This is a genomic window from Shinella sp. SUS2, from assembly GCF_001262505.1.
GTDB lineage: Bacteria > Pseudomonadota > Alphaproteobacteria > Rhizobiales > Rhizobiaceae > Shinella.
In genome coordinates this window covers 127,926-140,424 of sequence record NZ_KQ410736.1, presented here as the reverse complement: position 1 = coordinate 140,424, position 12,499 = coordinate 127,926, and the positions used below count along the sequence as shown (strand labels likewise).

Below are 12,499 nucleotides of genomic sequence, written 5' to 3'. Positions count from 1 at the left end.
CCATGACGACGTACGCGGTAAAGAACCTTTCGCACGGACGTGAACTGATCGCCTTCAGGATCGGTGACCAGGAGTTCTGTGTAAACATCATGTCTGTCCGGGAGATCCGTGGATGGACCCCGGCGACGTCGATGCCGCATGCGCCGTCCTATGTGCTTGGCGTCATCAACCTGCGCGGCGCCGTGCTGCCGATCGTCGACCTGTCGCTGCGTCTTGGCATGAAGGCGGCCGAGCCGACCGTGCGGCATGTCATCATCGTCGCCCAGGTCGGGGCGAGGGTGGTGGGCCTGCTCGTGGATGCGGTCTCCGACATCCTGACTGTGACTGACGAAAACATGCAGCCGACGCCCGACATCGCCAACGAGGCGGCAAAAGCCTATGCCCGCGGCATCCTCGCCATCGAGGGGCGCATGATCTGCCTCATCGAACTCGACGCCCTGTTCCCGCATACGGAAAGTGAAGCCGCATGACCTATTCTTCGGCCATCGACACGCGGCAGTCTCCCGATGAGTGCCTGGCAAGCGGCGAATACCCGCTGACGCGCAAGGACCTTTCCGAGATTGCGGCGATGATTTATGCGGACGCCGGCATCTACCTCAACGAGACCAAGGCCTCGCTCGTCTATTCGCGCCTGTCGAAGCATATTCGCCAGCTCGGCCTGAAGGGTTTCCGGGAATATTGCGCGCTTGTTTCCTCGCCGGCCGGTGCCGGTCCGCGCAAGGAAATGCTGTCGCACCTGACGACCAACTTCACGCGCTTCTTTCGCGAGAACCACCATTTCGACCATCTGAAGAGCGAGGTCCTGCCGGATCTTCTTGCCCGCGCCCGAAATGGCGGCCGCGTGCGCATCTGGTCGGCGGCCTGTTCGGATGGGCAGGAGCCCTATTCGATCGCACTTACCGTGCTCTCGCTGATGCCGAACGTCGCCGACTACGATTTCCGCATCCTCGCGACGGACATCGATCCGAAGATCCTCGCCATTGCCCGGGCCGGCGCCTACGACGCCAATGCGCTGGAAACGGTCAACCCCGCCATGCGCAAGCAGTTCTTCCGCGAAACGGATGCGGCCGGCCGGCAGAAGTGGCAGATCGACGACCGCGTCAAGCGGCTCATCACCTTCAACGAGCTGAACCTGATGGCCCAATGGCCGTTCAAGGGGCCGTTCGACGTCATCTTCTGCCGCAACGTCGTCATCTATTTCGACGAGCCAACACAGATGAAGATCTGGTCGCGCTTCGCCGGCATGCTGGGCGACAACGGCCACCTCTATATCGGCCATTCCGAGCGCGTCTCGGGCGAGGCGAAGAACCAGTTCGACAATATCGGCATCACAACCTACCGCTACACCGGCAAGCACAGGAGGAGCGTATGATGGCACCCGCGCGCGTACTCGTTGTCGACGATTCGCCGACCATGCGCGGCCTGATCACGGCCGTGCTCAATGCCGACCCGGACGTTAACGTCATCGGGCAGGCCGGCGACGCCATGGAGGCCCGCAACGCGATCAAGCAGCTCAATCCCGACGTTGTGACGCTGGATATCGAGATGCCGAACATGAACGGGCTCGAATTCCTCGACAAGATCATGAAGCTCCGGCCCATGCCGGTCATCATGGTCTCGACGCTCACCCATCGCGGTGCCGAAGCCTCGCTGATGGCGCTGGAGATCGGTGCGTTCGATTGCGTCGGCAAGCCGCAGCCGGGCGATGCCCGTCCCTTCGGCGACCTTGCCGAAAAGGTGAAGGCCGCCGCCCGCTCGCAGCGCCGCCAGGTCCGTACGGATGTGCCGCCGCTCGCGCCGACCGCTGCCAACGTCAATCCGGTCGCCGCCTACAAGCCCGGCCGGCGTGTGATCGCCATCGGTGCATCGACGGGTGGTGTGGAGGCACTGATCGCGGTGCTGCAGAAGTTCCCGGTCAACTGCCCGCCGACGGTGATCACGCAGCACATGCCGCCGACCTTCACCAAGAGCTTCGCCGACCGGCTGAACCGGCTCTGCGCTCCCGTGGTGCAGGAAGCGACGGACGGTGCGCGGCTCGAGATCGGCAAAATCTATCTGGCTCCCGGTGGTGAACGCCATCTCCAGATCGCCAACCCGCATGCGCCCTGCTGCCGGCTGGTGGAACGGGATCCGGTCAACGGCCACCGCCCTTCGGTGGATGTGCTGTTCGATTCGGTGGCCGAGCTTGCCGGCCGGAACGCCGTCGGCGTCATCCTCACCGGCATGGGCCGGGACGGGGCAAGCGGCCTGTTGAAAATGCGTCACGCAGGGGCGCGGACCATCGGCCAGAACGAAAAAACCTGCGTCGTATATGGAATGCCGAGAGTGGCTTTCGAGCTTGGCGCCGTAGAACACCAGTTTCCGCTCTCCTCCATCGGGGAGGAAGTCTTGAAAATAACTGCGGCCCGTAGAGAAGGGAGCGAATAATGTCTATCGCTGAAAAAATCAAAGTTCTTATCGTTGACGATCAGGTGACGAGCCGCCTGCTTCTGGGCGATGCCCTGCAGCAGCTCGGCTTCAAGCAGATCACGGCGGCCGGCGACGGCGCGCAGGGCATGGCCATCATGTCCCAGCAGCCGCACCATCTCGTCATCTCCGACTTCAACATGCCGAAGATGGACGGCATCGAGTTCCTTCAGGCGGTGCGGTCGAACCCCACCACCAAGAAGGCGGCCTTCATCATTCTCACCGCGCAGGGCGACCGTGCGCTGGTGCAGAAGGCGGCGGCCCTCGGTGCGAACAACGTCCTCGCCAAGCCGTTCACCATCGAGAAGATGAAGGCGGCCATCGAAGCCGTGTTCGGGGCATTGAAATGATATCAGACGCCGGGACGCGCCGCGTCCATGTCATTCAGGGCGAATACAAGGTCCTCAACGACCCGAATGTGGTGCTCACCACCATTCTCGGGTCCTGTGTGGCCGCCTGCATGCGCGACCCGGTCGTTGGCGTCGGGGGGATGAATCACTTCCTGCTCCCCGGCTCGGCCGAAGCCATGGCCTCGGGGGGGGACGCCACGCGCTACGGCGTGCATCTGATGGAGCTTCTGATCAACGGCCTCCTGAAGCAGGGCGCGCGGCGTGACCGGCTGGAGGCGAAGATCTTCGGCGGGGCGAGGACGATCGCGCGCTTCTCCAATGTCGGCGAGCAGAATGCGCGCTTTGCCCGGCAGTTCCTGATGGACGAAGGCATCAAGGTCGTTGGCGAAAGCACCGGCGGCGAGCACGGCCGGAAGCTGGAATACTGGCCGTCGAGCGGCCGGGCCCGGCAATATGCCCTGACGGGCGTCGAGACGCAGAAGACGGTGGCACTGGAGCAGCGGCCCGCACCTGTTGCCAAGCCTGTCGAAAGCTCGATCGAATTCTTCTGAGCGGCGGTTTCGTCGCAAGGGCGCGAAAGTACGAACAGTGTTGCGTAGCCGGCCGTCCCAGAGGGTGACGGCCTCGTACGGGGAAAAGGGTAATCCATGCAAGCCGAGTATCTGAGTGCAGTCCCTGCCATGGAGGAAGCCCTTCCGGATGTCCTGATGCGGATCGTGTCCGAACTGCACGATGTCGCCTATCTGATCGAACGCATCGAACCGCAGCTCGCCGGCATCCATGGCGATGCTGTGCTGGATGCTGCCGAGCGCATGATGGTGCTGCAGGGTATCGATCTTGCCGTGCAGAAGACGCGCGGGCTTGCCGAGTTCATCGACACCATCACTGCAAGCATTCCCGATAGCTGGATCGTCGATGTCACGACGGCGCTCAATCTGGTGAAACTTGCGGACATGCAGAAGGCGCTGAGCAACGGAATGCGCCACGGCCACTCCCAGCCGCTCGGCAAGGCTGCTGGCGATTTTGAGGCATTTTAGCCTATTTCCCAATATAATCAGAATGTTCGACGGCGCCCTCCAGGCGCCGTCTTTCGTTCTGCCGCTTTTGCCCGGCGCGCGGCAACGAAATGCTCGCGCAAGTTTCACGGTCTAGTCTCCAGCCCGGATCAGTTAGATCCGCGTATTCCATGGGGCAGGTCGGCGCGTGCGGAAATGTGCCGGTTCCGTCCCACGAGATTGAAAATGCGTCTGATCGTGCCGGCATGTTGGCCGGGGCCCAGGCGACTAGTCCGTGCGGGAACAGAATGAATCTGTTGGAACAGTTGACGAAAGTCTACAAGAACCTGGCTTCGCTGGGGCAGGCGAAACTCGCGATGCTGGCGGGAGCCGCCGTCGTCTCGATCGGTCTCGTGCTCGCCGCAGGGATCCTGGTCAACAAGCCCGCCTACGAGACGCTTTATGTCGGTCTGGAAAAGACCGATGCGAACCAGATCAGTCTGGCGCTCGCCGAAGCGAATATCGATTTCAACACTGGCACGGATGGATCGAGCATCGAGGTTCCGGTCGGCCAGACGGGCAAGGCGCGCCTCTATCTCGCCGAACGCGGCCTGCCGAACAGCGCCAACTCCGGCTACGAACTTTTCGACAAGGTCGGCTCTCTCGGCCTTACCTCGTTCATGCAGGAAGTAACGCGTGTCCGGGCGCTCGAAGGCGAGATTGCCCGCACCATCCAGCAGATCAGCGGCATCGCCGCCGCCCGCGTGCACATCGTCATGCCGGAGCGCGGCAACTTCCGCAAAGCCGAGCAGGTGCCGACCGCCTCCGTCATGATCCGTGCGAGCGCGCAGGCCGGCCGTGAATCGGCCGCCGCGATCCGCCACCTCGTCGCCGCCTCCGTTCCTGGCCTCGAGGTCGACGGCGTTACCATCCTCGATTCTGCCGGCCAGCTGCTCGCCTCCGGCGACGATGCCGAGAACGGCGCGATCAACCGTTCGCTGACGGCCGTACAGACCGTGCAGAGCGAAGTCGAGCGCAACATCGAAAAGGCGCTCGCGCCCTTCCTCGGCATGGACAACTTCCGCGCCAGCGTCACCGCGGCGCTCAACATGGATACCCAGCAGATCCAGGAGACGGTCTACGATCCGGAATCACGCGTCGAGCGCTCCGTCCGGGTGACGCGCGAAAGCCAGAAGTCGCAGCAGCAGGCCGACAACAAGGCCGCAACCGTCGAGCAGAACATTCCGCAGGGCGGCCCCCAGGGCGGTGCCAACGGTCCGCAGTCGAGTGACGAGGCCGACAAGAAGGAAGAGCAGACCAACTACGAGATCAACAGCAAGACCGTTGCCACCATGCGCAACAGCTACACGGTCGAGAAGCTGTCGGTCGCCGTCGTGGTCAATCGCGCCCGTGTCGCAGCCATGGTGGGCGAGCCGGCCGACCAGGCGAAGGTCGATGCCTATGTCGCGGAGATGCAGAAGATCGTCTCGTCCGCCGCAGGCCTCAATGCCGAGCGCGGCGACGTCATCACCATCACCGCCATGGAGTTCCTCGATCACCAGCTTCTCGACGAGGCGGTGGCAGGTCCCGGCATCATGGAAGTGCTGACGCGCAATCTCGGCGGCATCATCAACGCACTCGCCTTCCTCGGTGTCGCCTTCGTGGTGGTCTGGTTCGGCCTTCGTCCGGCGGTTCGCTCGGTCACGGGTGGCGGTGCCTCGGCCAATGCGCTGGACAGCGACATGGGTGGCCTCGAACTGCCCGACTTCTCTCCCGCCGCCGGCGCCGGCGGCCCCGGAGCGGCCCTCATGGATGGCTTCGGTGCGGACTTCGGCTTCGACAGCACGGACGACCTGCTCAATGCCGGCGACGATGGCGACGGTGCCTTCAACCGCCGTGTCAAGGAAGGTCCGGAGCGCCGCCTCGGCCGCATGGTCGAGATCAGCGAGGAGCGCGCTGCGAAGATCCTGCGCAAGTGGTCGGCCGAGAAGGAAGCAGCCTGAACAGGGCACTCGGAAGGAACAGCAACGCGGCCGGAAACGGCCGCGTTTTCGTTTGCGCCGAAAAACGGCGATGCCCGTTTTTGACGCCCGCCTGTCGCTTTTCGGCAACGCTCATTCAGTCCCGTTGCAGCAAATTTGTCGTGTTGGCACCGGTGCCGCATGCGCTTGCGCTCACGGGCGCGTGATCGGTGAAAAAAATTTATCGCCGCTCCGGTTGAGTGATTGGGCGCTGGATCGCAATTTTTCCACGAATTAGCAGCGTCTTTCTCTGCGGTGTCGATCGCAGTGTGCCAATAATTAATGGTTAACAATGGCTTAACCCCTCGTCTCATGCCGGCCGCCGGAAAGCAAATCATCTTGCATGTGCAGACTCACAGAAGCCGGCAAAAGTAAATCCCGAGAAGATGGCGGTGGTTTTTAGCGATAGCCGATGTACACTTTAGTTACTGATTCGCTTGGTGATTCTTGCCGATGCGGCCTGACCGGGAAGGGGTTCGGACGGTTCCGAACCTTTGACGGGAAGGAGGCATGGATCTCCGTTCGGAATCGGAACAGGGGGCTATCATGGAAACGATCCGGTCGGATGTCGCGGCCTGGGAATCCTATGGATTCTCTGCCGAGACGGGTGAGCGTAAGAGTGCGCGTGAACTTTTGGTTCAACACCTGGGACGCTGTGCGGATCGCGCCGGCCTGTCCTGCGGTCTGAGGGCGCTGACCGACTATGTCAGCGCCTCCCACTACCTTCTCGTCCGGCACGACATCTCGCCCGAAGCGGGCATGGAGACGGTCGTCGCCTCGGACTGGCCTTTCGACTTGGTGCGCAGCATCGCCGGCGCCGTTGTCGCCAGCCAGTCCCGCATGAGCGAACTCGACAAGTGCCTCAGCCTGCTGAAACCTTGTTTCAATCACATGGCTGACGATATTGCCATGCCGAGCGGCGTCAGCCGCGAATACTGCGTCATCGCCTTCCAGGTCGGCCGGGTGCGCATGTCGCTCCTGCTGCTCTTCCCGGAGCATTTCATCCTCTCCCAAAGCAAGTTGCGCGATGTCGGCGTCATGACCGGCTATTTCGCCAGCGTCTGCTGCCAGGGGGTGATCGCCCGGCACGATCGCGAGATGGACCTGACCGAGCGCGAGATCGAGTGCCTCTACTGGATCGCCGAAGGCAAGACGAGCGACGAAATCGCCGTCATCCTCGGTATTTCGCGCAACACGATCAACAACTACATCACCAGCGTGATGCGCAAGACCGCGACAAAGACGCGGTCGGAAGCGATCGCCTGGGCCGTTCGAAACAGCCTCGTCTAGACGCATTTCCGGTCGAAGCAGCACGGCTTCGGCTCCGGACAATGCGGCAAGACAACATGCCGTCGCGATTACAGCAAGGCGCTTGAGCGGTTCTGCGTCCGGAACGGCGCAGAACAAACAGACAGGAGAACTGCCATGGACATCCAGCTTTCCTCCCCCGCTGTCCTGGAGACGGAAATTCGCCTCGCGCGTCCACCGAAGGCGGCACGGGCATCCGATTTCGTTTCCCGCCTGCAGGTGATGCAGACGGTCATCGGTGCGGAGCATTTCGCGGTGCTCCGTCTCAGCGGCCATGGTCTGCCGGCAGCCCGCAAGTTGACCCTGTCGCTACACAACTGGGCGCAAAATGTGGATGGCAATGCGCGTGCGCTTCTCGAAGCACACGGTGCTGCCATGCTGGCCCATCTCGAGGCCTCGATGCTGCCGCTGCTCTGGGAAGGGGCCGGCGACAACCAGTTCGCCGAATCGGGGGCCGAACCCTTCACGGCGCGCCTTCCCGCGCGGCTGCTGCCCTGGTCGGGCATCGCCTTTCCCGTCCGGCTCGGCGCTCATGGCAACGGCTATGTGGTCTTCACAGGCACCTTCATCGCTCCGTCCAGTGATCTCATCGTCGACATGCACATGAAGAGCTGCCAGGTGCTCATCGACATGCTGGCCGGGGAAGAGCGGAAGCTTGCCCCTTCCGAAGCGCTCAGCGAGCGCGAGATCGCCTGCCTTCAGATGGCCGGCGACGGCTGCATCTCCGAGGCGATCGCCGAGAAGATGGGCCTTTCCGTGCATACCGTGAACGCCTATCTCGGCACGGCGACGACCAAGCTCGACGCCGTCAACCGCATCCAGGCGATCGCAAAGGCCATCCGGCTTGGATATATTACTTGAAGAAACGGGCGGCGAGGTGGCCGAGCCGCCGTTGAACTCCCGGGCGCCTTCCCTTCGTTGTGCTTGGGCTTGCCCCGGGCCTCCACCGCTGTGCGCAAAGCACGGATCCTCGGCTCAAGGCCGAGGATGAGTTGAATGCGTTTTCGCGATTCGAGAAAAGCGGAGATACTCCGAACGCTCAATGAGCGTGCTGCGAGCCTGAATTGGACTTCACGTACTTCGCCTCCGCCAGGCTCTTGCGCAAGAAATCCGTATTGTCGTCAGGATCGGCGGACGGGTTGTTGAACGCCACGTGCGTGACCTCCACGCCGGCCTTGTCCTTCTGGAGCATCAGCTTGGCATAGACCGTCACGCCCTGCGGGCGCAGTTCCATGTCGAGCGTCACTTCCGGCTCGGTGTCCCAGTCGAGACGATAATCGCCGCCGGCACCGAAATTCACGGTGCCCGGCAGGAAATAGAGTTCAGCCGCCGAAGAGACCAGGTCGGCGAGGTTCCCGTAGCACTCGAAACGCAACAACGAGACGAGATCGGCGGCATCGAGCAGGCGAAGCTCAGTGGCGACCGGGCAGATTGCTTCTGCAACAATCTTCTCGCGCTCGGCGGAGTAGGTGCATTTTCTCATCGGATCTAGTTTACCCGTCTGGTCTGGGGCGAAGCTGCATAAACCCGGTGAATCAGCTCCGCCACGGCTTTGTAGAACACCGGCGGAATGACACTATCCACCGAGACTTGCGCAAACATTGAGCGTGCGAGCGGCGGGTCTTCGAAAACCGGTATTCCGTTCTCCTCGGCGATCTCACGAATCTTCAGTGCGACGAGGTCCTGGCCCTTTGCGACGATCACCGGGGCATCGCCCTCCTCGCGCACGTAGCGCAGTGCGACGGCGAAGTGGGTCGGGTTGGCGATGACGAGCGTGGCGCGCGGCACGGCCGTGATCATGCGGCGCCGTGCGCGGTCGCGCTGGATCGAGCGCATGCGGGCCTTCACGATCGGGTCGCCCTGCGACTGTTTCATTTCCTCCTTCACTTCCTGTTTCGTCATCATCAGCTCTGAAAACCAGTGATGACGCGTCCAGGCGAAGTCGATGCCGGCGATCAGCGCGGTGGCGAAAAGGATGATCAGCAGCACTTTGTTGATGTCGGACGTCATCATGTAGACGAGCGCCGCCGGCTCGGAAAACATGGTGTCGAGCGAGGCGAAGTAGTCGCCGCGCATGGCGAATGCCACGACCAGCGAGACGATGAGGATCTTGATCAGCGACTTGCCGAACTCGACGAGGCCCTGCTTGCCGAAGAGGCGGCTGAGGCCCTTCATTGGACTGAGGCGGGAGATCTGCGGGCGCACGCGCTCCATGACCGGGCTCGGCAGGTTCTGCAGAACCGAGGAGGCGATGCCGAAGAGCATCATCATCGCGAGAATGGGCAGAAGCATCGCACCGGCTTCCCAGCCCAGGTGGCGGAAGATGGCGATGACGTCGGTGCCGGTCTTGAGGTTCCAGGCCTCCGGCTGCTCGAAGAAGTCGCGCAGCGTTTCGTTCATGCGGGAAACGCCGCCCGGCATGAAGAAGACGAGAAAGAGATAGATCGCGAGCGTCGAGGCGAAGATGGTGATCTCGCGCGAAAAGGGTGTGTTGCCCTTCTCCATCGCGTCGCGAATCTTCTTCTCGGTCGGAAGTTCTGTTTTACTGTCCTTGTCGTCGTCCGACACGTCGCGCTCCCGGGCCGTCGAGGGCGGCCAAAAACAAACGGCCCGAACCCCCATTCTGGAGATTCGGGCCGCAGATACGCTCCGCCTGTGGCGCTACCGTGTCAAGGAGGATCAGGCCGCCTGGCGCTCCTCGTCCTTTTCCTTCAACTGGATTTGTCCGGCCGCGGCGAGACGGATGGCTTCCTGCGTGATCGAGCGGCGGGCGATCGCCACTTCGCGCGGGTTGACGCCCTGGTCGCCGGCCGCAAGATCGGATTCGATCATGCGGCGCTGGCGTGCGCCGATCGACGATAGGACCGATTCGCGCAGTTCCATCGAGGCACCGCGCAGCGCCGCCGTAATGATGTCGCCGGAAACGTCGTTGAACAGCGACACGCGGCTTCTCTGCGGCATGTAGAGCACGTCTTCGAAGAGGAAGATCTTCGGACGGACCTTCTTGACCGATTCGGTGGAGACCGTTTCGAGCGAGGCGAGCATTTCGTCGACCTGCGACTTCTCCAGCTCGTTCATGAGGTCTGCGACCTTGTTCGAACCGATCGAATTGCGTTCGGCGTCCAGCGCGTTGATCATTTCGATGACGCGTGCCTCGACGATCGCGGTCGCCTTCGGGCTCGCATCCTTCAGATTGACGGTGCGGTTGATGATGTCCGCGCGGTGATCGTCCGGGATTTCCAGAAGCACCTTGGCGCCGAAGGCCGAGGGCATCATGGAGAGGATGTAGGCGATGGTCTGCGGGTGCTCGTTGAGCAGGAACTTTGCCACGAAGACCGGATCCGCATCCTGCAGGCGGTCCCAGATGGTCGTCTCGTAGGCCTGGAAGGCGGCGCGACGGCCGAGCAGGCCGTCCACTTCGTCCGGCGTCAGGCCCTCTTCGAGAATGCCTTCCATCATCTTGGCATTGTCCATCAGGCCGGCCCCTTCGGTGAAGAGGTCCTCGAACTCGTTGACGAGATCGATCAGCTCATGGGGCGGGATGGCGCGCAGGTTCTGCGCAGCGGCGATAATCGCCTGAAGTTCGCTCTGTGTGAAATATTTCAAGAGCTTGCCGGCAACACCCTTGCCCATGGCGAGAAGCACGGCTGCCGCCTTCTCGACCTGCGACAGCGGTGCACCGACCGCAGTGGAGGTGCCGAAATTTTCGAAATCCATCATGGATCCATCCCCCTGAGACCTCAACCGGTATCAGACTTTGCGTGTACTCTTCACTTCGATGAGCTTGACCCCGAAGCGGGTGTCGTCGTTTTCAAGAACGGTGATCTCGCCGCGGCCGATGACGCGACCGTTGACCATGACCTCGACGGGTTCGCCGATGCGGCGGTCCAGCGCGATCGTGGCGCCCTCGGAAAGGTTCATGAGGCTGGAGACCTGCATCTGCGAGGAGCCGAGCACGATCTGCAGATCGATCGGGATATCCATGATGAGGTCGAGATTGGACTGCAATGCGCTGCCCGGCCGTGCGGCTTCGCCCGGCTCGGCGCCGAAGTCGCTGCCGCCGAAATCGGTTCCGCCACCGAAATCCGAACCGCCGAAGCTGGCGCCAGCGCCGGCGCCGAAGTCCGGAGTGGTCGCGCCACCGCCGAAGTCCGAGGAGCCGAAATCGCCGCCGAAGGCGGCCAGCGGGTCGTTGTCGACGGTCGCCGGAAGGTCGGTGGCAAAGCCGCCGGAAGTATCTTTCTGAAGAACGCCGCGCAGGTCGTCGATCGCCTGCTCCAGTTCCTGGTCGCCCGCATTGAGGGAAGACGTCATGTCGTCAACGATGGGTGTTTTCTTCGGTGCCATAAGACCACTATTCCATTCGAAACTTGCCCGAGGCGTGCCGCCAGGCAGGCATCATGCCCAAACTATCCGATGAGGTGCTGGAGGATGTCTTCCTCCGAGCCGTATGTATCCTTGACGCGAACCGTGTAGCGGGCGCCGGAGCGGCCGAATTCGCAGACATAGAGGTTGCGGCCGTTCGCATTGACCTCCACGCGAACGTCGCCGGCCTCGTTGAACGGGATGATGTCACCTGCCTGCAGGCGGCTGATCGTGTCGAGAGTCTGCGCTTCCAGGCGGATGCGCGCCTCGAGCGACACCTTGGAGCGGCGGACCTGCTCGCCGAGCTGCTCGCTCCACTCGACGCGGGTCTTCGGCGCATTGGCAGGCTTCGGCGCGGTGATGTTCGATTTCAGGAGAACGGCTTGCGGCACGATGACGTGGAAGGTCGAAAGCACCGGGCCGATGCCAACGGCCATGTTGACCATGGCGACGAAGGCCTCGTCCGTACCGTCCTCGCAGGCCTTGCGGGTTTCCACATTGTGCGCCGGGCCAAGGAAGGGTTCAAATCCGTTGGCGCCCATGACCGCGGACTTCAGAACGCCGGAAATCCGGTCGAACATCATCGCCGCAAGGTCGAGCTCGATCTTGGAGAGCGGGCGCGGTTCCGGGTCGTCGATCGCATCGCTGACGGCGCCAAGCATGTTCTCGACCAGCGTGATGATCATCGGGCTGTCGCAGATCAGCGTGAATCGATCGCACCAGTTGCGCAGCGACGCGTCGCAGCAGGCCATAGCACCGCCGAGGCCTTCGACCAGCGGGCCGTATTTGCCCGTCGCAAACCCCGCATAGGAGACCGCAACTTCGAAACCGAGTTCGTTTTCCAGCATGTCCGGCAGGAATTCGGCGAAGACGTCGCCGAGGCTGGCGCAGAGCTTGGAGATTGTCGCCTGGTCGCCGAGCCGGCCGGTGAGGCGGGCGAGAACGATCGGGTCCATGGCTGAAGGGGCTTCGGTCACGCGTGCATCCTTCATCT

14 protein-coding genes are annotated in these 12,499 nt (G+C 62.5%); 9 read left to right on the top strand and 5 right to left on the bottom strand.

Going from position 1 to position 12,499, the window contains the following annotated elements:
• Window positions 1-2: 2 nt before the first annotated feature.
• The 9 genes from AKG11_RS22050 (at window position 3) to visR (ending at window position 8,001) form a co-directional block, all read left to right on the top strand.
• The gene (locus AKG11_RS22050) at window positions 3-470 is read left to right on the top strand and encodes a chemotaxis protein CheW (protein WP_023513411.1); all 468 of its coding nucleotides are present in this window, start codon (window positions 3-5) and stop codon (window positions 468-470) included.
• The gene (gene cheR, locus AKG11_RS22045; RefSeq protein WP_023513412.1) at window positions 467-1,372 is read left to right on the top strand and encodes a protein-glutamate O-methyltransferase CheR; all 906 of its coding nucleotides are present in this window, start codon (window positions 467-469) and stop codon (window positions 1,370-1,372) included. The genes AKG11_RS22050 and cheR overlap by 4 nt, the downstream gene beginning before the upstream one ends.
• Window positions 1,369-2,427: a protein-glutamate O-methylesterase CheB gene (gene cheB / locus AKG11_RS22040; RefSeq protein WP_037407012.1), complete on the top strand. Its 1,059-nt coding sequence runs from the start codon at window positions 1,369-1,371 to the stop codon at window positions 2,425-2,427. Before cheR ends, cheB begins: the two co-directional genes overlap by 4 nt.
• A complete protein-coding gene (locus tag AKG11_RS22035; protein WP_023514236.1) occupies window positions 2,427-2,816 on the top strand; it encodes a response regulator in 390 nt (129 codons plus the stop codon). Before cheB ends, AKG11_RS22035 begins: the two co-directional genes overlap by 1 nt.
• Window positions 2,813-3,367 (top strand): chemoreceptor glutamine deamidase CheD, encoded by a 555-nt coding sequence (gene cheD / locus AKG11_RS22030; protein ID WP_023514235.1) that lies wholly within the window; start codon window positions 2,813-2,815, stop codon window positions 3,365-3,367. The genes AKG11_RS22035 and cheD overlap by 4 nt, the downstream gene beginning before the upstream one ends.
• 96 nt (window positions 3,368-3,463) lie before the next feature.
• Window positions 3,464-3,853 carry a chemotaxis protein CheT gene (locus AKG11_RS22025; RefSeq protein ID WP_023516890.1) on the top strand — a complete coding sequence of 130 codons (390 nt, stop codon included), beginning with the start codon at window positions 3,464-3,466 and terminating at the stop codon, window positions 3,851-3,853.
• Window positions 3,854-4,119: 266 nt separating this feature from the next.
• Complete coding sequence (gene fliF / locus AKG11_RS22020) at window positions 4,120-5,814, top strand: flagellar basal-body MS-ring/collar protein FliF (protein WP_023516891.1); 1,695 nt, start codon at window positions 4,120-4,122, stop codon at window positions 5,812-5,814.
• 564 nt (window positions 5,815-6,378) lie between these two features.
• Window positions 6,379-7,122: a transcriptional regulator VisN gene (visN, locus tag AKG11_RS22015; RefSeq protein ID WP_088016503.1), complete on the top strand. Its 744-nt coding sequence runs from the start codon at window positions 6,379-6,381 to the stop codon at window positions 7,120-7,122.
• A gap of 135 nt (window positions 7,123-7,257) precedes the next feature.
• A complete protein-coding gene (gene visR, locus AKG11_RS22010; RefSeq protein WP_023517008.1) occupies window positions 7,258-8,001 on the top strand; it encodes a transcriptional regulator VisR in 744 nt (247 codons plus the stop codon).
• Between the two features lie 178 nt (window positions 8,002-8,179).
• Here visR and AKG11_RS22005 read toward each other — a convergent pair whose 3' ends face one another.
• The 5 genes from AKG11_RS22005 to AKG11_RS21985 all read right to left on the bottom strand — a co-directional run bounded on the left by AKG11_RS22005 (window position 8,180) and on the right by AKG11_RS21985 (window position 12,461).
• On the bottom strand, window positions 8,180-8,623 hold the full coding sequence (locus AKG11_RS22005) for a hypothetical protein (protein ID WP_024270512.1): 444 nt from the start codon (window positions 8,621-8,623) through the stop codon (window positions 8,180-8,182).
• A 5-nt stretch (window positions 8,624-8,628) separates the two neighbouring features.
• Window positions 8,629-9,762: a flagellar biosynthesis protein FlhB gene (gene flhB, locus AKG11_RS22000; protein WP_081870590.1), complete on the bottom strand. Its 1,134-nt coding sequence runs from the start codon at window positions 9,760-9,762 to the stop codon at window positions 8,629-8,631.
• A 57-nt stretch (window positions 9,763-9,819) separates the two neighbouring features.
• Complete coding sequence (gene fliG, locus AKG11_RS21995) at window positions 9,820-10,860, bottom strand: flagellar motor switch protein FliG (protein WP_024270510.1); 1,041 nt, start codon at window positions 10,858-10,860, stop codon at window positions 9,820-9,822.
• 30 nt (window positions 10,861-10,890) lie between these two features.
• The gene (gene fliN / locus AKG11_RS21990) at window positions 10,891-11,487 is read right to left on the bottom strand and encodes a flagellar motor switch protein FliN (RefSeq protein ID WP_050745461.1); all 597 of its coding nucleotides are present in this window, start codon (window positions 11,485-11,487) and stop codon (window positions 10,891-10,893) included.
• Between the two features lie 62 nt (window positions 11,488-11,549).
• Window positions 11,550-12,461: a FliM/FliN family flagellar motor switch protein gene (locus AKG11_RS21985; protein WP_037407022.1), complete on the bottom strand. Its 912-nt coding sequence runs from the start codon at window positions 12,459-12,461 to the stop codon at window positions 11,550-11,552.
• Window positions 12,462-12,499: the final 38 nt, after the last annotated feature.